This is a genomic window from Pseudomonas sp. HP_12 (assembly GCF_055283955.1).
Genome location: NZ_JBTOQG010000016.1, coordinates 18,746 through 39,251, shown reverse-complemented (window position 1 = coordinate 39,251; position 20,506 = coordinate 18,746). Strand labels below are relative to the sequence as shown.

The window sequence follows — 20,506 nt, the reverse complement described above, 5'->3', positions numbered from 1 at the left end:
ATGACGCTGTCCCCTCTCAATCGACGCCGTTTCGAACGCTTCAAGGCCAACAAGCGTGGCTGGTGGTCGCTGTGGCTGTTTCTGATCCTGTTCGGCGCCAGCCTGGGCGCCGAGCTCATCGCCAACGACAAGCCGCTGGCCGTGCGCTACGACGGCGAGTGGTACTTCCCGGTGTTCAAGCGCTACCCGGAAACCACCTTTGGCGGCGAATTCCCGCTGGAAGCCAACTACAAGAGCCCGTACATCAAGGAGCTGCTGGCAGCGAAAGACGGCTGGACGCTGTGGGCCCCGATTCCGTTCAGCTACCAGAGCATCAACTACGACCTGAAGGTCCCGGCCCCTGCGCCGCCTTCGCGGGAGAACCTGCTGGGCACCGACGATCAGGGCCGTGACGTGCTGGCGCGGGTGATCTACGGCTTCCGCGTGTCGGTGCTGTTCGCCCTGACGCTGACGATCCTCAGCTCGATCATCGGCGTGATCGCCGGGGCGCTGCAGGGCTTTTACGGCGGCTGGGTCGATCTGATCGGCCAGCGCTTCCTGGAGATCTGGTCCGGGTTGCCGGTGCTGTATTTGCTGATCATCCTCGCCAGCTTCGTCCAGCCCAACTTCTGGTGGCTGCTGGGCATCATGCTGCTGTTTTCGTGGATGAGCCTGGTGGACGTGGTGCGCGCCGAGTTCCTGCGCGGCCGCAACCTGGAATACGTGCGCGCTGCCCGGGCGCTGGGCATGGAGAATGGCGCGATCATGTTCCGCCACATCCTGCCCAACGCGATGGTCTCGACCATGACCTTCATGCCGTTCATCCTCACCGGCGCAATCGGCACGCTGACCGCGCTGGACTTCCTCGGCTTCGGCCTGCCTGCCGGCTCGCCTTCCCTGGGCGAACTGGTGGCGCAAGGTAAATCCAACCTGCAGGCACCGTGGCTGGGCATCAGCGCCTTCGCTGTACTGGCGATCATGTTGAGCCTGCTGGTGTTCATCGGCGAATCCGCCCGCGACGCATTCGACCCGAGGAAATGAGATGAATCAGGACAATCTAGTCGAGATCCGCGACCTCTCCGTCGAATTCGTGAACGGCACCAACGTGCAGCGGGTGGTCGAAGGCATCAGCTTCGACATCCGCAAGGGCGAAACCCTGGCGCTGGTCGGCGAAAGCGGATCGGGCAAGTCAGTCACCGCCCACTCGATCCTGCGATTGCTGCCCTACCCGCTGGCGCGCCACCCGACCGGGACGATTCGCTACGCTGACGACGACCTGCTGAAAGTCAGCGAGAAGCGCCTGCGTGGCATTCGCGGCAACCGCATCGCGATGATCTTCCAGGAGCCGATGACCTCGCTGAACCCGCTGCAGTCCATCGAAAAACAGATCAACGAAGTGCTCGGCCTGCACAAGGGCCTGACCGGCAAAGCCGCGACGCGACGCACGCTGGAGCTGCTGGATCTGGTGGGCATTCCGGAACCGGCCAAGCGCCTGAAAGCCTTGCCCCACGAGCTGTCTGGCGGCCAGCGCCAGCGGGTGATGATTGCGATGGCCTTGGCCAACGAGCCCGAGCTGCTGATCGCCGATGAGCCGACCACTGCGCTGGACGTCACCGTGCAGCTGAAAATCCTCGAGCTGCTCAAGGAATTGCAGGCCCGGCTGGGCATGGCCTTGCTGCTGATCAGCCACGATTTGAACGTCGTCAGGCAAATTGCCAACCGCGTATGTGTCATGCAGCGCGGTTGCATCGTCGAACAGGCATCGTGCGAAGAGCTGTTCCGCGCGCCGCAGCATCCGTACACCCGTGAACTGCTCAGCGCCGAGCCCAAAGGCGGGCCGGCGAACAATCCGCCGGGCGCGCCGATGCTGGAAGTCGAGGACCTACGGGTCTGGTTTCCCATCAAGAAAGGCGTGTTCAAGCGCACAGTCGATCACGTCAAGGCCGTCGACGGCATTCACTTCAGTCTGCCCAAGGGCCAGACGCTGGGGATTGTCGGCGAGAGCGGCTCGGGCAAATCGACGCTGGGCCTGGCGATCCTGCGGTTGATTCGCAGCGAAGGCGAGATACGCTTTCATGGGCAATCGCTGGCGGGAATGAATCAGCATCAGGTCAGGCCGCTGCGGCGACAGATGCAGGTGGTGTTCCAGGACCCGTTCGGCAGCCTAAGCCCGCGCATGTCGGTGTGTGACATCGTTGGCGAAGGCCTGCGGATCCACAAGATGGGCACGCCGGTGGAGCAGGAAGCGGCGGTCATCGAAGCGCTCAAGGAAGTGGGCCTTGATCCAGCGACCCGGCACCGCTATCCCCATGAGTTTTCCGGGGGACAACGGCAAAGGATCGCCATTGCCCGGGCATTAGTGTTAAAACCGGCGCTGATTTTGCTGGACGAGCCGACTTCGGCCCTCGACCGCACCGTTCAGCGTCAAGTGGTGGAGCTGTTACGCTCCCTGCAAACCAAGTACAACCTGACGTATTTGTTCATCAGCCATGATCTGGCGGTGGTCAAGGCGTTAAGCCACCAACTGATGGTGGTGAAACAAGGCCAAGTGGTCGAACAGGGTGTGGCAGAAGACATCTTCGCCGCGCCGCAACATCCTTATACACAGCAGCTGCTGGAGGCCGCCTTCTTGGCGCCGGCAGCTGTCGATTAACCTGAAGAGGAACAAAACAATGGGTTTTCTCGCCGGTAAGCGCGTCCTGATCGTCGGTGTCGCCAGCAAATTGTCCATCGCATCCGGTATCGCTGCCGCCATGCACCGCGAGGGCGCTGAGCTTGCCTTCACGTATCAGAACGAAAAACTCAAGAAGCGCGTCGAGGAATTCGCCGAGAGCTGGGGTTCGAACGCTGATCTGTGCTTCCCTTGCGACGTCGCCAGCGACGAAGAAATCGCCAAGGTTTTCGAAGAACTGAGCAAGAAGTGGGACGGCCTGGACTGCATCGTGCACTCCGTGGGCTTCGCGCCGGGCGACCAGCTGGACGGTGACTTCACCCAAGCCACCACCCGTGAAGGTTTCCGCATCGCTCACGACATCAGCGCCTACAGCTTCGTGGCCCTGGCCAAAGCCGGCCGCGACCTGATGAAGGGCCGCAATGGCAGCCTGTTGACGCTGTCGTACCTGGGCGCCGAGCGCACCATGCCGAACTACAACGTGATGGGTATGGCCAAGGCCAGCCTTGAAGCCGGTGTCCGTTACCTGGCCCGCAGCCTCGGCCCGGAAGGTACCCGCGTCAACGCAGTATCGGCTGGTCCGATCCGTACCCTCGCGGCGTCGGGTATCTCGAACTTCCGCAAAATGCTGGCCGCGAACGAGGCACAGACTCCACTGCGTCGCAACGTGACCATCGAAGAAGTGGGTAACGCAGGCGCGTTCCTGTGCTCTGACCTGGCGTCCGGTGTCAGTGGCGAGATCATGTACGTCGACGGTGGTTTCAACACCACGGCGATGGGTGATCTGGAAGGTTGATGGTTGCCTGCCCGTTTTCAGCGTGATGACGCTCTGAAAACGGGCGCAAGACCTGCAAGCGCCGGCTAGCTGGCGAAAGCGGTGGATCAGACGGCCCTGGGGCTTAATGATCTGCCGTTTTTTTTGCCTTGGGTTCTGCCTAACGGCAGACGCTCTTGATCTTGCCCTACCCCAGCGAATACAAAAAAGCCCCGACTCTCGCGAATCGGGGCTTTCTGTTAACAGCATCCTGCGTCGATCAATACTTCTCGATCTTCGCCGCCGCTTCCAACTGCTTACGGTAGGCCGCGAAATCCTGCTGCCCCTCACGGGATGACAGGAAACGACGGTACTGGCTCTTCTCCTCATCCGACGCCGGAGCCGCCTGATTCACGCCGTTCAGACGCACAATCACAAAGCTGCCATCCGCCGCCGTCAGACTGCCATAAACCGGCTTGTCCTTGCCTTCCGGCTTCGGCATACGGAACACCGACTGCAGCACCTGAGGATCAACACCCTCCTGGCTGCGTGAGGCCGCCTCCACGACCTTCCAGCTCTGACCTTCCTGCTTGGTGGCCGCGTACGGCACCTTACCGTCACGCAGGCCTGCAAGGAGCGCTTCGCCCTTGGCCTTCACCGCATCGCTGGCATGTTCTTTCGCCAGCTGCGCACGAATCGGCGCCGACACCGCTTCCAGTGGCAGTTGCTCAGGCTGACGGTGCTCTTTGACATGCACCACCACCACGGTCTCAGGATCCAGCTCCAGCGCAGAACTGTTGGACCCTTCTTCCATCACTTCCGGACTGAAAGCCGCCTGAATCACCGCACGGTTGGCTGCAATGCCTTCGCCACCCTCGCGACCGAACGGCGCAGTCGTCTGCACTTTCAGCCCCAGGTCCTGAGCCGGCTGCGACAGATCCGACGCTTCGAACGCCGCATCTTCCAGCTTCTTGCTGGCATCGACGAACTTCTGCTCGACCTGCTGAGACTTCAGCTCGTGGGTCAGCTTCTCCTTCAGGCTGGCGAACGTCGGTACCGACGGCGCTTCAACGCCCAGCAGCTTGATCAAGTGCCAACCGAACTGACTGCGAACAGGCGCTGAGACCTGATCCTTGTTCAGCGCGTACAGCGCGTCTTCAAAGGCTGGGTCATAGACACCCTTGTCGGCGTAGCCCAAGTCACCGCCCTTGGTCGACGAGCCCGGATCCTGAGAGAACTCCTTGGCAAGCGCAGCAAAATCTTCACCTTTGGCCACGCGCTGCTGGATTTCTTCAATCTTGGCTTTGGCCTGAGCGTCCGTGGTCTTGTCGTTGACTTCGATCAGGATGTGCGCCGCGCGGCGCTGCTCGGCCAGGTTGGCGATCTCTTTCTGATAGGCGGCCTGCAGGTCTTCATCCTTCACCGACACCTTGTCGAAGAACGAAGACTTCCTCAGTTCGATGTAGTCGAGCACCACTTGCTCAGGACTCAGAAACTCTTTCGCGTGCTGATCGTAGTGCGCCTTGACCTCGTCGTCGGTGACTTTCGCGCTGGTCGGATCGGCCGGCAACGTCAGGGTGGCGAAATCGCGGGTCTGCTTTTCGAGGCGGGCGAACGCGTCAACTTGAGCATCCGTGACGAACGCACTGCCGCCGATACCGGCACGAATCTGGCCGATGAGCATTTCCTGACCAAGGATCTGGCGGAACTGCAGACGGGAATAACCGAGCTGGCGAATGACCTGATCGAAGCGATCAGCGCTGAATTTACCGTCGACCTGAAATTCAGGGGTCAGCAACATCTGTTGATCCAGCGCGGCTTCGGAGAAACCGAACTTCGAATCAGCGGCGCCCTGCAACAACAGCTTGCGGTCGATCAAGCCTTTAAGGGCCGAATCACGCAGCATCTTTTCGTTGAGCATTGCAGGGTCGAAATCCTTGCCCAGCTGTTGCATCAGCTGGCGGCGTTGCATTTCAACCGCTTGACCCAGTTCTGCCTGGGTGACTTCCTCGCCATTGACCTTCGCAGCATCCTGCGAGTGGCTGGTGGCCCGGAAAATGGCATCGAACCCGGTCAGGGCCATCAGAGCGATGATGACCCCGATGATGGTTTTGGCAATCCATCCCTGTGAATTGTCCCTGATATTCTGCAGCATGTATCCCCCAGAGGGTTGTACTCGACTCACCAGGCTGCTGCACACGGTAACGCGGAGCGTGGGTTGAATCCGGATAGAAGAAAGGCGCATCCGAGGATGCGCCTTCTCGTAACTTGCAAAGCGGACGGGGTTCGATGTGCGTTCCCCGAGTGACAGTCCAGCGCTTGAGCAACCGCACTTGCCGCTTCACGCCCCGAACAGAGATAACGCTGTCCTGGGCGGGCAAAGTAAAAAGAAACTTAGTTGACGGCTTCTTTCAGAGCTTTACCGGCTTTGAAGCCTGGTTTCTTGGCCGCTGGAATTTCCAGGGTTTTACCGGTCTGAGGGTTACGGCCGGTACGGGCAGGACGATCAGTGACGGAGAAAGTGCCGAAGCCTACCAGTACAACAGAGTCGCCAGCCTTGAGAGCGCCAGTGACGGATTCGATTACAGCGTCCAGCGCACGGCCAGCAGCAGCTTTCGGGATGTCAGCGGATGCGGCGATGGCATCAATCAGTTCCGACTTGTTCACTCTAAGTCCCCTTATATATTTGAGTATTTCTAAGTTTTTTTTGGTGTAACCAAACGAACACTGAGCGGCCTGAACAGGCTTGAAGAGCCGCTTTATAGCAAGGGCTCCAAAAACCTGTCAAGGAAGGCCTCCCAGACTAATGCGTGCTGATCCTCTCCTTGGCGTCAGACTCGCGCTTTTCATCCTTGGCAACCATCTCGGGAGCCACGTCCGGCAAGGGCTCCGGCGCGTATTGCAGCGCAATTTGGAGGACCTCGTCAATCCATTTAACCGGTTTGATCTGCAGGTCGGCCTTGATGTTGTCCGGGATCTCTTTGAGATCTCGCACGTTCTCTTCGGGGATGATCACGGTCTTGATGCCACCACGGTGAGCGGCCAGCAATTTCTCCTTGAGACCACCGATAGCCAGTACCTGTCCGCGCAGGGTGATTTCACCCGTCATGGCCACGTCGGCGCGGACCGGAATCCCCGTCAGTGCCGACACCAGCGCCGTGCACATGCCTACGCCTGCGCTCGGGCCGTCTTTTGGCGTCGCGCCTTCCGGCATATGGATATGCGTGTCGCGCTTCTCATGGAAGTCCAGAGGGATGCCCAGGCTTTTCGCACGGCTACGCACAACGGTCAGCGCGGCAGTGATCGACTCCACCATCACATCACCCAGCGAACCGGTCTTGATCAATTGACCCTTGCCCGGAACAACTGCCGCTTCGATGGTCAGCAGCTCGCCGCCGACCTGCGTCCACGCCAGACCGGTCACCTGACCCACCTGGTCCTGCTGCTCGGCCAGGCCATAACGGAATTTGCGCACGCCCAGGAAGTTCTCGAGCATGTCCGCTGTCACGGTCACGGAAAAACGCTTCTCGTGGGCGTGTTCCTTGACCGCCTTGCGGCATACCTTGGCGATTTGACGTTCGAGGCTACGCACGCCGGCTTCACGGGTGTAATACCGGATGATGTCGCGAATCGCCTCGACTTCGAACTCGATCTCGCCTTTCTTCAAGCCGTTGGCAGCAATCTGCTTGGGCGAGAGGTACTTGGTCGCGATGTTGATCTTCTCGTCTTCGGTGTAGCCGGGCAGACGAATGACTTCCATACGGTCGAGCAGCGCCGGCGGAATGTTCATCGAGTTGGCGGTGCACAGGAACATCACGTCGGACAGGTCGTAATCGACTTCCAGGTAATGGTCGTTGAAGTTGTGGTTCTGCTCGGGGTCGAGCACTTCCAGCAACGCCGACGCCGGGTCACCGCGCATGTCGCTGCCCATCTTGTCGATTTCATCGAGCAGGAACAGCGGGTTACGCACACCGACCTTGGTCATTTTCTGGATCAGGCGACCTGGCATCGAACCGATGTAAGTCCGACGGTGACCGCGAATTTCAGCTTCATCGCGCACGCCGCCCAGGGCCATGCGGACGAACTTGCGGTTGGTCGCGTGGGCAATCGACTCGGCCAGCGAGGTTTTACCCACACCAGGAGGACCGACCAGGCAAAGCACCGGGCCACGAATTTTCTTCACGCGCTTCTGAACGGCGAGGTATTCGAGGATCCGCTCTTTGACTTCGTCCAGACCATAGTGATCGGCGTCGAGGATATCTTCCGCACGGGCGAGATCCAGACGGACCTTGCTCTGTGCCTTCCACGGCACCTGGACCAGCCAGTCGATGTAGGAACGAACGACGGTGGCCTCGGCAGACATCGGCGACATCTGCTTGAGCTTGTTCAGCTCGGCGGTGGCCTTGGTCATGGCGTCTTTGGGCAGGCCGGCGGCATCGATGCGCTTTTTCAGCTCCTCGATTTCGTTATGGCCTTCCTCGCTGTCTCCGAGCTCCTTCTGAATGGCCTTCATCTGCTCATTCAGGTAGTACTCGCGCTGACTGCGCTCCATCTGCTTTTTCACGCGACCGCGGATGCGCTTCTCGACCTGCAGCAAGTCGATTTCGGCATCCAGCAACGCCAGCACGTGCTCAACACGGGCCGACAGGTCAATGATTTCGAGAATTTCCTGCTTCTGCTCGATCTTCAGCGCCATGTGGGCAGCCATGGTGTCGACCAGACGACCCGGCTCATCAATGCTGTTGAGGGAGGAAAGCACTTCGGCCGGGACTTTTTTGCCCAGCTGCACGTATTGTTCGAACTGAGCCAGCAGGCTGCGAACGAAGACTTCGGATTCACGATCCGGCGCGTCGACCTCATCGATCAGCGCAACCTCGGCGCGGCAGTGGCCGTCCACCTCAATGAAGCGCTCGACCGAGCCACGCTGCTCGCCTTCGACCAGAACCTTCACAGTGCCGTCCGGCAGCTTCAGCAACTGCAGCACGGTGGCAACGGTGCCAACGTTGTACAGCGCCTCTTCACCGGGATCGTCATCGGCCGGGTTTCGTTGCGCAAGCAGCAGGATCTGCTTGTCGCCGGACATCGCCGCTTCCAGGGCCTCGATCGACTTCTCGCGCCCCACGAACAGCGGGATAACCATATGCGGGTAAACCACAACATCGCGCAGTGGCAAGAGAGGCAGTTCAATGGTCGTCTTCATGATTTCGCCTCTACGGCGGCCTTCAGGCCATGGACAGATATAAATAAGCTGAAAATCAAGATGGGGGTTGAACCTTAAAAAAACAAGCGCCGGCTTGAGTTAAAGCGAAAGGACTCGGAAACGCAGACCGGCTTTGAAGGAAACGCGAAAAGGGCCCGAGGGCCCTTTTCGTTTCCAGTCGCCCTGTGCGTTGCCAGCAGGCTACGCGTCGGGTGCCGCCTTGGCAGGTGGCTCGCTGTTTTCGTAAATCAACAGCGGCTTGGAGGTGCCCTCGATCACGCTCTCGTCGATCACCACCTTGCTCACGTCGGACTGCGACGGGATCTCGTACATGGTGTCGAGCAGAACGCCCTCGAGGATGGAGCGCAGACCGCGAGCACCGGTCTTGCGCTCAAGCGCACGACGGGCAACCGATTTCAGCGCATCCGGGCGGAACTCAAGGTCCACGCCTTCCATCTCGAACAGCTTGCCGTATTGCTTGGTCAGCGCGTTCTTCGGCTCGGTCAGAATCTGCATCAGCGCAGCTTCGTCCAGCTCGTCCAGCGTCGCCAGAACAGGCAGACGACCCACGAACTCCGGGATCAGACCGAACTTGACCAGATCGTCAGGCTCGACTTCACGCAGGGATTCGCCGACCTTCTTGCCCTCTTCCTTGCTGCGTACTTCGGCGTTAAAGCCGATGCCGCCTTTGGTGGAGCGATTCTGGATGACCTTTTCCAGGCCAGAGAACGCACCGCCACAGATGAAGAGGATATTGCGCGTGTCCACCTGCAGGAATTCCTGCTGTGGGTGCTTGCGACCACCTTGCGGCGGAACGGAAGCCACGGTGCCTTCAATCAGCTTCAGCAAGGCTTGCTGCACGCCTTCGCCCGACACATCACGGGTGATGGAAGGGTTGTCGGACTTGCGCGAAATCTTGTCGATTTCGTCGATGTAGACGATGCCCATCTGGGCCTTCTCGACATCGTAATCGCACTTCTGCAACAGCTTTTGAATGATGTTCTCGACGTCCTCACCCACATAACCGGCTTCGGTCAGGGTGGTGGCATCGGCAATGGTGAACGGAACGTTGAGCAGACGTGCTAGCGTCTCGGCCAGCAAGGTCTTGCCGGAGCCCGTCGGGCCGATCAGCAGGATGTTGCTCTTGCCCAGTTCAACGTCGTCGTTTTTCTTGTCGCGCTGGTTCAGCCGCTTGTAGTGGTTGTACACCGCTACTGCGAGAACCTTTTTGGCACGTTCCTGACCAATGACGTATTGGTCAAGGATGCCGCTGATTTCTTTAGGCGATGGCAGTTTATGCGCGCTGCTCTCGGCCTGTGCTTCCTGCACCTCCTCGCGGATGATGTCGTTGCACAGGTCGACGCACTCGTCACAAACAAATACCGAGGGGCCGGCAATCAACTTGCGCACTTCATGCTGGCTTTTGCCGCAGAAGGAGCAATAAAGCAGTTTGCCGTTGTCCTCGCCGTTGCGGGTGTCAGTCATTCGATCGATCCAATCCGGTAGGCTTGCAACACAAGATGAGGGCAATTGCTCGATTTTTCAAGTCCACAGGCGGCACGGATGTATCAACCGCCCGGGATTATTGCCCTTCACGCAATCATTTGGTCATTTGACGCCGGTCGATCACCGAGTCCACCAAACCGTATTCAGCAGCGCGTTCGGCGCTCATGAAGTTGTCGCGGTTGGTGTCGCGCTCGATCGCTTCCAGCGTCTGGCCGGTGTGGTGCGCCAGCAGTTCGTTCAGACGTTGACGGATGAACAGGATTTCCTTCGCGTGGATATCAATGTCCGACGCCTGGCCCTGAAAACCGCCCAACGGCTGGTGAATCATGACGCGTGAGTTCGGCAGTGCGAAACGCTTGCCCTTGGCACCACCGGCCAAAAGGAAAGCGCCCATGCTGCACGCCTGACCCATGACGGTCGTGGAAACGTCCGGCTTGATGAACTGCATGGTGTCGTAGATCGCCATGCCCGCAGTCACCGAACCGCCTGGGGAGTTGATGTAAAGATGGATGTCCTTGTCCGGGTTTTCCGCTTCAAGGAACAGCAGCTGCGCCGAGATGAGGTTGGCCATGTAATCTTCAACCGGACCGACCAGGAAAATGACGCGTTCCTTGAGCAGGCGGGAGTAGATGTCATAGGCGCGCTCGCCACGGGCGGACTGCTCGATAACCATCGGGACCAGGCCGCCAGCGGCCTGGATGTCAGAGTTCTGCTGAATATAAGAATTGCGGGACATGTCTCGCATTCACTCCCAAATAGTCATGTCTTGAATACGCATAAGCCAGCGCGAAGGCTGGCTTATGGTGTTTTCGAACGAGAGAAGGAAATCAGTCGGCTTGTGGAGCTTCAACCGGCTTGACTGCCTCTTCGTACGAGACCGCTTTGTCGGTCACGCTCGCTTTCTGCAAAACAGTATCCACAACTTGTTCTTCCAGCACAACCGAACGAACTTCGTTCATTTGCTGTTCGTTCTTGTAGTACCAGGCCACAACCTGCTCTGGCTCCTGGTAAGCGGAAGCCATTTCCTGGATCAGCTCGCGAACGCGGGTGTCGTCAGGCTTGAGGTCGAATTGCTTGACGACTTCAGCCACGATCAGACCCAGTTCGACGCGGCGCTTGGCCTGCTCTTCGAACAACTCTGCCGGCAGTTGGTCAGGCTTGATGTTGCCGCCGAACTGCTGAACAGCCTGAACGCGCAGACGGTTCACTTCGTTTTCCAGCAGCGCTTTAGGCACTTCGATCGGGTTGGCGGCCAGCAGACCGTCCATTACCTGATTTTTGACCTTGGACTTGATGGCCTGACGCAGCTCGCGCTCCATGTTCTTGCGAACTTCGGTGCGGAAGCCTTCGAGGTTGGTTTCCTTGATGCCGAACTGCTTGAAGAACGTTTCGTTCAGCTCAGGCAGGGTCGGTGCCGACACGGTGTTGACCGTGACGGTGAACTCGGCGGTTTTGCCGGCCAGTTCAAGATTCTGATAATCCTCAGGGAAGGTCAGGCTCAGAACGCGCTCTTCGCCGGCTTTGGCGCCGACCAGACCGTCTTCGAAGCCCGGGATCATGCGACCCGAACCCAGCACCAGCTGAGTACCGGTGGCCGAACCGCCAGCGAATGCTTCACCGTCGATCTTGCCGACGAAGTCGATGTTCAACTGGTCTTCGTTTTGTGCCGCACGGTCAACGACTTCGAAGCTGACGTTCTGCTTGCGCAGGATTTCCAGCATGTTGTCCAGATCGGAATCAGCGACGTCAGCCGACAGACGCTCGACGGAAATGGAGTCGAAACCGGCAACGGTGAATTCAGGGAACACTTCGAAAGTAGCGATGTACTCGAGGTCCTTGCCCTTTTCGAAGGTTTTTGGCTCGACGGAAGGTGCGCCAGCCGGGTTCAGCTTTTGCTCGACGACGGCTTCGTAGAAGGTCGCCTGGATCAGGTCGCCCAGTGCTTCCTGACGAGCACCGTCTTCGTAACGCTGGCGGATCACGCTCATAGGCACTTTGCCTGGGCGGAAGCCCGGGATCTTGGCTTTACGTGCGGTCTGCTGCAGACGCTTGTTGACTTCAGTCTCGATGCGCTCAGCGGGCACGCCAATGGTCATGCGGCGCTCGAGAGCGGAAGTGTTTTCAACAGAAACTTGCATGGATATTCCTCGTTGCACAGACGTTAGCCGGCCGTTTCCGACCCCAGAATCAAGGGCAAGCATTCTAGTGGGTCAAACTCAAGAAGTCACCCTACTGAACAAGGGTAAATAAAGTGGCATGCAGCCCGGGAATCACAGACGACTGTTTCAGCCTGCGGGAGGTGTCTGGAACGCACCTGATACGCCCCTATATAAAGGAAGCAAAAGGACGACCGAAACATGATCCAGTCCCTGGAAGCACACCGGACGAGCCCTGTGTCATGGGCCCATCAAGCTCGCACTGCGTTAAAACGCAGTACGCTGAAACAAAAAAAGCCGCACAAGGCGGCTTTCTTTCATCCCTCAACACCCCAGGTGTTGCGAGAGCTTTAACTGGTGCGGACGGAGAGACTCGAACTCTCACACCTTTCGGCGCTGGAACCTAAATCCAGTGTGTCTACCAATTCCACCACATCCGCGTTTGAAGCGCTTAAAGCAAAGGCGCCAGATTATGAATCTGGCGCCTTTTCGAATATGGGGTGGACGAAGGGGATCGAACCCTCGACAACGGGAGTCACAATCCCGTGCTCTACCAACTGAGCTACGCCCACCATATTGCGTTGTAACCGACGCATTCAAACTGAATGCTACTTGTGCCAAAGCTGCCTAATGGCGCACCCGGCAGGACTCGAACCTGCGACCATCCGCTTAGAAGGCGGATGCTCTATCCAGCTGAGCTACGGGCACTTATTTCATTTGCCTTCGTGAGACTGCAAATTAAGAGCTTTCAATCACGCTGAGCCGATCTTAACTCTACCTGACTTATTCAACCTTTCGACTTGATCCGCCGCTTCCGGCTTATCCTGTGTGGGGTTGTGCCCGACAAGTGCGACGAATCTTATAGACGGTCCAAAAGGTCGTCAACACTTTTTTCTAAAAAATTCAGTTAATTAAAGGGCTTAGCTTATTAAGCGGACCAACCGTCTTTGCCCTTGCGTCAGGTCATGCGAGAATGCGCGCTCTTTTTCCCTCCCCTTCCGATGGTTAATCACGCGTAATGACTGCAAAACTAATAGACGGCAAAGCGATCGCAGCCAACCTGCGCCAGCAGATCGCCCAACGAGTCGCCCAGCGTCGCGAGCAAGGCCTGCGCACGCCCGGCCTCGCGGTGATTCTGGTCGGCAGCGACCCCGCCTCTCAGGTTTACGTCTCGCACAAACGCAAAGACTGCGAAGAGGTCGGCTTCATCTCCCAGGCCTATGACCTGCCCAGTGAAACCACCCAGACCGAACTGACCGATCTGATCGATCGTCTCAACGACGACCCGGCCATCGACGGCATCCTGCTGCAACTGCCGCTGCCAGAGCATCTGGAATCCTCCAGCCTGCTGGAGCGCATCCGCCCGGATAAAGACGTCGATGGCTTCCACCCCTACAACGTAGGCCGGCTGGCCCAGCGCATTCCGCTGCTGCGCCCGTGCACGCCCAAGGGCATCATGACCCTGCTGGAAAGCACCGGTGTCGATCTGTACGGCAAGGACGCTGTTGTGGTGGGCGCTTCCAACATCGTCGGTCGTCCAATGGCGATGGAGCTGCTGCTGGCGGGCTGCACCGTGACCGTGACTCATCGTTTCACCCAGGATCTGGCCGGACACGTGGGTCGTGCCGATCTGGTGGTCGTGGCAGCAGGCAAGCCCGGCCTGGTCAAGGGCGAGTGGATCAAGGAAGGCGCGATCGTCATCGACGTGGGCATCAACCGTCAGGATGACGGCAAGCTGGTGGGCGACGTGGTATACGAAACCGCCCTGCCCCGCGCCGGCTGGATCACGCCGGTGCCAGGCGGCGTCGGCCCGATGACCCGCGCCTGCCTGCTGGAAAACACGCTGTATGCGGCTGAGACGCTTCACGGCTGATTTCCCAAGCCCCGAGTGCCAAAGCGCGCACATGAAAAACGGCACCCGAGGGTGCCGTTTTTTTATGCGCAGAACGTAGAAGCGTGCAGGTTACTTCTTCGCGGCTTCCCAGCTCTTCAAGAGGTCCGAGTAAGCGATGGTTTCGCCCTTCGGTTTCTCGTTGGCCAGTTTGCGTTGTGGCGCGAGGAATGCACCGTTACTCTTCTCGGCCTTGGTGTACCACTCTTCGGCCGAGGTTTCCGGGTTCATCTTCGGCGCGCAACCGCTTGGTTCCTGAACCTTGGAGCGCTCGATGCGGGTCATGATCGCATCCTGATCCTTGGCCAGACCGTCGAGGGCCGCCTGCGCGGTTTTCTCGCCGGTAACGGCTTCAGCCACATGACTCCACCACAATTGAGCCAGCTTCGGATAGTCCGGAACGTTGGTGCCGGTTGGCGACCATTGCACGCGGGCCGGGCTGCGATAGAACTCGACCAGGCCACCGAGTTTCGGTGCCAGGGCGGTCATCTCTTTGGAGTTGATGTCCGATTCGCGAATCGGCGTCAGGCCCACGATGGTTTTCTTCAGCGAGACGGACTTCGACGTCACGAACTGCGCGTAGAGCCAGGCGGCCAGGCGTTTCTTCTCTTCGGTGGACTTGAGGAAGGTCCAGGAGCCCACATCCTGATAACCCAGCTTCATGCCCTCTTTCCAGTAAGGACCTTTTGGCGATGGCGCCATCCGCCATTTCGGCGTGCCGTCGGCGTTCATGACCGGCAGACCCGGCTTGGTCATGTCAGCGGTGAAAGCGGTGTACCAGAAGATCTGCTGAGCGACGTTACCCTGGGACGGCACCGGGCCGGACTCGGAGAACGTCATGCCCGCCGCTTCAGGCGGCGCGTAAGCCTTGAGCCAGTCGATGTACTTCTGAGTGGCGTACACAGCGGCCGGGCCGTTGGTGTCGCCGCCGCGGGTGATGCTCGAACCGACCGGGTGGCAGTCTTCTACGCGAATGCCCCACTCGTCGACCGGCAAACCATTCGGCAAGCCTTTGTCGCCGCTGCCGGCCATGGAGAACCAGGCATCGGTGAAGCGCCAGCCCAGGGACGGGTCTTTCTTGCCGTAGTCCATATGGCCGTAGACTTTCTTGCCGTCGAGCTCTTTGACGTCTTCGCTGAAGAACTTGGCGATGTCTTCATACGCGGACCAGTTCACTGGAACGCCCAGCTCGTAGCCGTATTTGGCTTTGAACTTCTCTTTCAGATCAGGACGCTCAAACCAGTCGGCGCGGAACCAGTACAGGTTGGCGAACTGTTGATCAGGCAGTTGATACAGCTTGGCCGGCGTGATGACTTTGCCGGACGCGTCTTTGACTTCAGGCGACGTGGTGAACGAGGTACCGATGAAGTCCTTCAGGTCGAGCGTCGGAGAAGTGACTTTCGCCCCTTCCGGGCTGGCCATCAGGTCTGTCAGAGACATCGCCTTGCCGTAGCGGAAGTGCGTACCGATCAGGTCAGAGTCGTTGACCCAGCCGTCATAGATACTCTGGTTGGACTGCATGGCGGTCTGCAGTTTCTCGATCACGTCGCCTTCCTGCAGCAGGTCGTGGGTGACCTTGATGCCGGTGATTTCGGTGAACGCCTTGGCCAGGGTTTTGGATTCGTATTCATGGGTGGTCAAGGTTTCGGAAACCACCTTGATGTCCATGCCGCGGAACGGCTCGGCGGCCTTGATGAACCACTCCAGTTCCTTGAGCTTCTCGGCATCGGAGAGCGTGCTCGGCTTGAACTCGCTGTCGGCCCACTTCTTGGCCGCATCCTCGTACTGATCAGCCCAGGCCGACACGCTCAAGCCACTGAGCATTACCATCGTCGCTACCGTCACACTATGTCGCAGCTTGTTTTTCTTATTGAACATAGACACCTCTTGTGTTGATTCTTATGTGATCCCGCGTTTCAACCTTCGCTTAAACCTTCTCAACCCCAGCGCATCACCACCAACAGCCAGACCAGGGACAACCCGGAGGCCACCCAGATATCCCAGCTCGTCGCGCCGATGACCAGCAGATGCAGGTAGGCACTTCCGAGCAGGCCGATGAACAGACGATCGCCGCGTGTGGTGGCAATCGGTAGAAAACCACGACGTTCAATGCTCGCCGAACGCAGTTCCCAGGCCGTCATCGCAACCAGAATCGCAGCGATGGACGCAAAGAAAATAGCAGTTGGCAGGGTCCAGGACATCCACTCCATTTTTCGACTCCTCAGACACGACCAAGAGCGAAGCCCTTGACCACGTGATTACGAACGAACCAGATAACCAGCATGCCCGGCAGAATGGTCAACACCCCCGCCGCTGCCAGCACCCCCCAATCGATCCCCGACGCCGAAACGGTGCGGGTCATGACCGCTGCGATCGGCTTGGCGTTGACCGAGGTCAGCGTCCGCGCCAGCAGCAACTCGACCCAGGAGAACATGAAGCAGAAGAACGCCGTCACACCGATGCCCGAGCCAATCAGCGGGATGAAAATCTTGCCGAAGAACTTGGGAAAGCTATAGCCGTCGATGTAGGCCGTTTCGTCAATTTCCTTGGGAACGCCGGACATGAAGCCTTCCAGAATCCAGACCGCCAGCGGCACGTTGAACAGGCAGTGCGCCAACGCTACCGCAATGTGCGTGTCGAACAGGCCGATGGACGAATACAGCTGGAAGAATGGCAGCAGGAAAACCGCAGGTGGCGCCATCCGGTTGGTCAGGAGCCAGAAGAACAGGTGTTTGTCGCCGAGGAAACGATAGCGTGAAAACGCGTAGGCCGCAGGCAATGCGACGCTCAGCGATATCACCATATTCAGGCAGACGTAGTACAGCGAGTTGATGTAGCCGCTGTACCAGCTTTCGTCGGTGAAGATCACCTTGTAGTTCGCCAGCGTGAAGTCCTGTGGGAACAGGGTCAGGCCGCCGAGGATTTCGGTGTTGGTCTTGAACGACATGTTGATCAGCCAGTAGATCGGCACCAGCAGAAATAGCAGGTAGATCCACAGCGGTATGAGCTTTTTGAACGACACTTTCTCGCGCTTGTTCATGGGCGCTCCTCAGTTCTTTTCGCTGTGGGTCATGGCGGTGTAGAACACCCACGACACCAACAGAATGATCAGGAAATACACCAGCGAGAACGCCGCCGCAGGGCCCAGGTCGAACTGGCCGAGGGCCATGGTCGTCAGGGTCTGGCTGAGGAAGGTCGTCGAGTTGCCCGGACCGCCACCGGTAAGCACGAACGGCTCGGTGTAGATCATGAAGCTGTCCATGAAGCGCAGCATCACCGCGATGAGCAGCACGCTTTTCATCTTTGGCAGCTGGATGTGTCGGAACACCGCCCAGTTGGACGCCCGATCAATACGCGCCGCCTGGTAGTACACGTCCGGAATGGCGCGCAGACCCGAATAGCACAGCAACGCCACCAGCGAGGTCCAGTGCCAGACGTCGATGACCAGCACGGTCACCCAGGCGTCCGACGCATTGGCCGCGTAGTTGTAGCTGATGCCCAGCACATCGTTGAGGATCCAGCCCAGCAGACCGATGTCGCCACGGCCGAAGATCTGCCAGATCGTGCCGACCACGTTGAAGGGGATCAGCAGCGGAATGGTCATGACGATCAGGCACACCGACGACCAGCGTCCCTTGGTCGGCATGGTCAGGGCGATGCCGATGCCCAGCGGGATTTCGATCAGCAGCACGCAGGCGGAGTAGATGAACTGACGCAGCAGCGAATCATGCAGGCGCGGGTCCTGCAGCACTTGCCGGAACCAGTCGGCGCCGACGAAATAACGGCTGGACTGGTCGAAGATGTCCTGCACCGAATAGTTGACCACGGTCATCATCGGAATGATGGCGCTGAACGCCACCAGCAGGAACACCGGCAGCACCAGCCACCAGGCCTTGTTGTTTTGCACTTTAGTCATGGGACACCTCGCTGGCCGGCAATGTGTTCGTCGCGGCCTCCAGCAGAAATTCATCGGCGTAGAGCATCAGCCATTGCGCGGGGAAACTGATCCAGGCCGGGCCCTGGGGCACAGGCTTGTCTTCCTGCACGCGCACTTTCAACAGCTGGCCGGCCAGTTTCAGGGTGAGGATCTTGTAGGTCCCCAGGTCCTCGACGTAGGTCACTTCAGCCTGCATGGCGTCATCAACCGGGCCGTCCCAGACGTGCACGAACTCGGGACGAATCCCGACTTTCAACGTGCTCCACTGAGTGGCGGCCAGGCGCTGCTGCAAGGCTTCGGACAACGGCAGATGAATGCCGCCAAAGCCCACGCCGCCGGCTTCAGGCTTGACCTCGATGAGGTTCATGCCGGGGCTGCCGATGAAGTAGCCGACGAAGGTGTGGTGCGGCTTTTCGAACAGTTCGCGCGGGGTGCCGAACTGGACGATCTGACCGCCGTACATCACCGCAATCTTGTCGGCGAAGGTGGAAGCCTCCAGCTGATCGTGGGTGACGTAGACCATGGTGATGTTGAACTGCTCGTGAATCTGCTTGAGCTTGCGGCGCAGCTTCCACTTCAGGTGCGGGTCGATCACGGTCAGCGGTTCGTCGAACAGAATCGCCGACACGTCATCGCGAACCAGCCCGCGGCCCATGGAGACTTTCTGTTTTTCGTCAGCAGTGAGGCCTTTGGCTTTCTTCTTCAGCAACGGCTGCAGATCCAGCACGTCGGCGATTTCCTGCACCTTGATCTTCACTTTCGCTTCCGGCATGCCCTGATTGCGAAGCGGGAAAGCGAGGTTGTCGTACACCGTCATGGTGTCGTAGACCACCGGGAACTGGAAAACCTGAGCGATGTTGCGCTCCTCCGGCGACATGTCGTTGACCACGGTGGTGTCGAACAGAACCTTGCCTTCGGACGGGCTGAGCAGGCCGGAGATGATATTGAGCAGGGTCGACTTGCCGCAGCCGGACGGGCCGAGCAAGGCATAGGCGCCGCCCTGCTCCCAGATGTGGGTCATTTCGCGGATCGCATAGTCTTCAGGGCCGGTCGGATTGGCGCTGTAGCTGTGCGCGAGTTGTTGCAAGCGGATCTCGGCCATCAGGCAACCCTCGCCATGCGCAGGCCCGGCGCCTGAATCAGGCCGCCCTGCTGATCGAATACGAACAGTTTGTGAGTCGGGATGTACACGCGAATCGGCGTGTCCACGTCGTACTCATGGACGCCCGGCAAATGCAGCACCAGCGAGAAATGCTCGTTGCGCACGTGCAGGAAGGTTTCCGAACCGCTGATTTCGGCGAGCTCGACGGTGACCGCCAGTTCGAGATCGTCGTCGTTGGACGGCACCAGACTCAGGTGGCTCGGGCGCACGCCAAAGCGGTACTCGCCGTCGCCGATGGCGCGCAGGTCGACGTTCAGCGGGAAGTGCACGAAGTTGGCGAAGCTCACTTCGTTGCCTTCGATGCGACCGGGCATCAGGTTGATCGGCGGCTCGGAGAACAACTCGGCGGCCAGCACGGTTTTCGGCTGGTGATACACCTCGGGCGTACGGCCGCTCTGGATGACGCGGCCTTCGTGCAGAATCGTGGTGGTCCCGCCCAGCGCCAGCGCTTCGTTCGGCTCGGTGGTGGCGTAGATAGCGATGGTATTGCGCGTTTCGAACAGCTGGCGCATTTCCTGACGCAGCTCTTCACGCAGCTTGTAGTCGAGGTTGACCAGCGGCTCATCGAACAGAATCAGCTCGGCGTCCTTGACCAGCGCCCGCGCCATGGCCGTGCGCTGCTGCTGGCCGCCGGACAATTCGAGGGGGTGACGGCTGAGGAATTTTTCGATGCGCAGCATCTTCGCGGTTTCGCGAACCCGGCGGTCGATTTCGTCCTTCGACATCTTGGCCTGGCGCAGCGGCGAGGCGATGTTGTCGTAGACGGTCATGCTCGGATAGTTGATGAACTGCTGATAAACCATCGAGACGTTGCGATGACGCACCGCGACCTGGGTGACATCTTTGCCATTCATCAGTACCCGGCCGCTGTCTGGCTTGTCCAGACCGGCCATCAAGCGCATCAGGCTGGTTTTGCCTGATAAGGTGCGCCCCAGCAATACGTTGAATGAGCCGGGTTCAAAGCTCAGCGAAGCATCGTCGATCCAGATCTGACCGTCGACGGAGCGGCTGACGTGCTCAAGCGTGAGAGACATGGCGTGCCCTTTTTATTTGTTTTGTTCGGGGTGTTGCGTGTGTGCCGTATGGCAGGTCGTGACATCCGTTGACCGATTGTGCTGACCGCTTGTTGGATAGCGACAATCGTGCCAACCGGCCTGCTCAGGCGCTTTCTGGCTGGAATACGCGGACTAGAGCGGTTGCGACAATTTGCCGCACAGATCGGCATTCGTTGGTGAACATAAATGAACAGG

16 protein-coding genes and 3 tRNA genes are annotated in these 20,506 nt (G+C 59.0%); 4 read left to right on the top strand and 15 right to left on the bottom strand.

The genetic code is table 11. The features are described 5' to 3' along the window. From ACYASU_RS13405 to fabI, 3 genes are read left to right on the top strand one after another with little or no spacing between them, the layout of a single operon-like run. A complete protein-coding gene (locus ACYASU_RS13405) occupies positions 1-1,020 on the top strand; it encodes an ABC transporter permease (protein ID WP_074891214.1) in 1,020 nt (339 codons plus the stop codon). A gap of 1 nt (position 1,021) precedes the next feature. Further along, the gene (locus tag ACYASU_RS13400) at positions 1,022-2,632 is read left to right on the top strand and encodes an ABC transporter ATP-binding protein (protein ID WP_463583059.1); all 1,611 of its coding nucleotides are present in this window, start codon (positions 1,022-1,024) and stop codon (positions 2,630-2,632) included. Positions 2,633-2,651: 19 nt separating this feature from the next. Next, positions 2,652-3,446 (top strand): enoyl-ACP reductase FabI, encoded by a 795-nt coding sequence (fabI, locus tag ACYASU_RS13395; protein ID WP_037013635.1) that lies wholly within the window; start codon positions 2,652-2,654, stop codon positions 3,444-3,446. 238 nt (positions 3,447-3,684) lie between these two features. Here the strand turns inward: fabI and ACYASU_RS13390 are convergent, their stop codons facing one another. The 9 genes from ACYASU_RS13390 to ACYASU_RS13350 form a co-directional block, all read right to left on the bottom strand. Further along, positions 3,685-5,559: a SurA N-terminal domain-containing protein gene (locus tag ACYASU_RS13390; protein ID WP_463583058.1), complete on the bottom strand. Its 1,875-nt coding sequence runs from the start codon at positions 5,557-5,559 to the stop codon at positions 3,685-3,687. Positions 5,560-5,798: 239 nt separating this feature from the next. Then, positions 5,799-6,086 carry an HU family DNA-binding protein gene (locus tag ACYASU_RS13385; RefSeq protein ID WP_272631174.1) on the bottom strand — a complete coding sequence of 96 codons (288 nt, stop codon included), beginning with the start codon at positions 6,084-6,086 and terminating at the stop codon, positions 5,799-5,801. A 121-nt stretch (positions 6,087-6,207) separates the two neighbouring features. Further along, positions 6,208-8,604 carry an endopeptidase La gene (gene lon, locus ACYASU_RS13380; protein WP_192174103.1) on the bottom strand — a complete coding sequence of 799 codons (2,397 nt, stop codon included), beginning with the start codon at positions 8,602-8,604 and terminating at the stop codon, positions 6,208-6,210. 201 nt (positions 8,605-8,805) lie between these two features. Beyond that, positions 8,806-10,089, bottom strand: a complete 1,284-nt coding sequence (gene clpX / locus ACYASU_RS13375; protein WP_037013640.1) for an ATP-dependent Clp protease ATP-binding subunit ClpX — start codon at positions 10,087-10,089, stop codon at positions 8,806-8,808. 115 nt (positions 10,090-10,204) lie between these two features. Further along, on the bottom strand, positions 10,205-10,846 hold the full coding sequence (gene clpP, locus ACYASU_RS13370) for an ATP-dependent Clp endopeptidase proteolytic subunit ClpP (protein WP_122537614.1): 642 nt from the start codon (positions 10,844-10,846) through the stop codon (positions 10,205-10,207). Between the two features lie 91 nt (positions 10,847-10,937). After that, positions 10,938-12,248 carry a trigger factor gene (tig, locus tag ACYASU_RS13365; RefSeq protein WP_463583057.1) on the bottom strand — a complete coding sequence of 437 codons (1,311 nt, stop codon included), beginning with the start codon at positions 12,246-12,248 and terminating at the stop codon, positions 10,938-10,940. A 373-nt stretch (positions 12,249-12,621) separates the two neighbouring features. After that, a tRNA-Leu gene (locus tag ACYASU_RS13360) sits at positions 12,622-12,706 on the bottom strand. A 56-nt stretch (positions 12,707-12,762) separates the two neighbouring features. After that, a tRNA-His gene (locus tag ACYASU_RS13355) sits at positions 12,763-12,838 on the bottom strand. A gap of 59 nt (positions 12,839-12,897) precedes the next feature. Beyond that, positions 12,898-12,974 (bottom strand) — tRNA-Arg (locus ACYASU_RS13350). A 310-nt stretch (positions 12,975-13,284) separates the two neighbouring features. On the opposite strand from ACYASU_RS13350, the gene folD reads away from it, so the two are divergent. Further along, positions 13,285-14,139: a bifunctional methylenetetrahydrofolate dehydrogenase/methenyltetrahydrofolate cyclohydrolase FolD gene (folD, locus tag ACYASU_RS13345; RefSeq protein WP_133776580.1), complete on the top strand. Its 855-nt coding sequence runs from the start codon at positions 13,285-13,287 to the stop codon at positions 14,137-14,139. Positions 14,140-14,229: 90 nt separating this feature from the next. On the opposite strand, the gene ACYASU_RS13340 is transcribed toward folD, so the two are convergent. From ACYASU_RS13340 to ACYASU_RS13315, 6 genes are read right to left on the bottom strand one after another with little or no spacing between them, the layout of a single operon-like run. After that, positions 14,230-16,035, bottom strand: coding sequence for an ABC transporter substrate-binding protein (locus ACYASU_RS13340; RefSeq protein ID WP_192174105.1), 1,806 nt, complete (start codon positions 16,033-16,035; stop codon positions 14,230-14,232). A 59-nt stretch (positions 16,036-16,094) separates the two neighbouring features. Beyond that, the gene (locus tag ACYASU_RS13335; RefSeq protein ID WP_065986436.1) at positions 16,095-16,367 is read right to left on the bottom strand and encodes a DUF2160 domain-containing protein; all 273 of its coding nucleotides are present in this window, start codon (positions 16,365-16,367) and stop codon (positions 16,095-16,097) included. A gap of 11 nt (positions 16,368-16,378) precedes the next feature. Further along, positions 16,379-17,179 carry a carbohydrate ABC transporter permease gene (locus tag ACYASU_RS13330; RefSeq protein ID WP_122537834.1) on the bottom strand — a complete coding sequence of 267 codons (801 nt, stop codon included), beginning with the start codon at positions 17,177-17,179 and terminating at the stop codon, positions 16,379-16,381. A gap of 27 nt (positions 17,180-17,206) precedes the next feature. Then, positions 17,207-18,073: a carbohydrate ABC transporter permease gene (locus ACYASU_RS13325; protein ID WP_122537610.1), complete on the bottom strand. Its 867-nt coding sequence runs from the start codon at positions 18,071-18,073 to the stop codon at positions 17,207-17,209. Then, the gene (locus ACYASU_RS13320; RefSeq protein WP_463583056.1) at positions 18,066-19,196 is read right to left on the bottom strand and encodes an ABC transporter ATP-binding protein; all 1,131 of its coding nucleotides are present in this window, start codon (positions 19,194-19,196) and stop codon (positions 18,066-18,068) included. The genes ACYASU_RS13325 and ACYASU_RS13320 overlap by 8 nt, the downstream gene beginning before the upstream one ends. Next, positions 19,196-20,290 carry an ABC transporter ATP-binding protein gene (locus ACYASU_RS13315; protein WP_282372168.1) on the bottom strand — a complete coding sequence of 365 codons (1,095 nt, stop codon included), beginning with the start codon at positions 20,288-20,290 and terminating at the stop codon, positions 19,196-19,198. The genes ACYASU_RS13320 and ACYASU_RS13315 overlap by 1 nt, the downstream gene beginning before the upstream one ends. Positions 20,291-20,506 lie beyond the last annotated feature (216 nt).

Coding starts and splice junctions, on each gene's coding strand:
- ACYASU_RS13315 (WP_282372168.1), bottom strand. CDS start 20,290: ATGTCTCTCACGCTTGAGCACGTCAGCCGCTCCGTCGACGGTCAGATC.
- ACYASU_RS13325 (WP_122537610.1), bottom strand. CDS start 18,073: ATGACTAAAGTGCAAAACAACAAGGCCTGGTGGCTGGTGCTGCCGGTG.
- ACYASU_RS13405 (WP_074891214.1), top strand. CDS start 1: ATGACGCTGTCCCCTCTCAATCGACGCCGTTTCGAACGCTTCAAGGCC.
- ACYASU_RS13340 (WP_192174105.1), bottom strand. CDS start 16,035: ATGTTCAATAAGAAAAACAAGCTGCGACATAGTGTGACGGTAGCGACG.
- ACYASU_RS13400 (WP_463583059.1), top strand. CDS start 1,022: ATGAATCAGGACAATCTAGTCGAGATCCGCGACCTCTCCGTCGAATTC.
- ACYASU_RS13390 (WP_463583058.1), bottom strand. CDS start 5,559: ATGCTGCAGAATATCAGGGACAATTCACAGGGATGGATTGCCAAAACC.
- tig (WP_463583057.1), bottom strand. CDS start 12,248: ATGCAAGTTTCTGTTGAAAACACTTCCGCTCTCGAGCGCCGCATGACC.
- ACYASU_RS13320 (WP_463583056.1), bottom strand. CDS start 19,196: ATGGCCGAGATCCGCTTGCAACAACTCGCGCACAGCTACAGCGCCAAT.
- folD (WP_133776580.1), top strand. CDS start 13,285: ATGACTGCAAAACTAATAGACGGCAAAGCGATCGCAGCCAACCTGCGC.
- fabI (WP_037013635.1), top strand. CDS start 2,652: ATGGGTTTTCTCGCCGGTAAGCGCGTCCTGATCGTCGGTGTCGCCAGC.
- lon (WP_192174103.1), bottom strand. CDS start 8,604: ATGAAGACGACCATTGAACTGCCTCTCTTGCCACTGCGCGATGTTGTG.
- clpP (WP_122537614.1), bottom strand. CDS start 10,846: ATGTCCCGCAATTCTTATATTCAGCAGAACTCTGACATCCAGGCCGCT.
- clpX (WP_037013640.1), bottom strand. CDS start 10,089: ATGACTGACACCCGCAACGGCGAGGACAACGGCAAACTGCTTTATTGC.
- ACYASU_RS13335 (WP_065986436.1), bottom strand. CDS start 16,367: ATGGAGTGGATGTCCTGGACCCTGCCAACTGCTATTTTCTTTGCGTCC.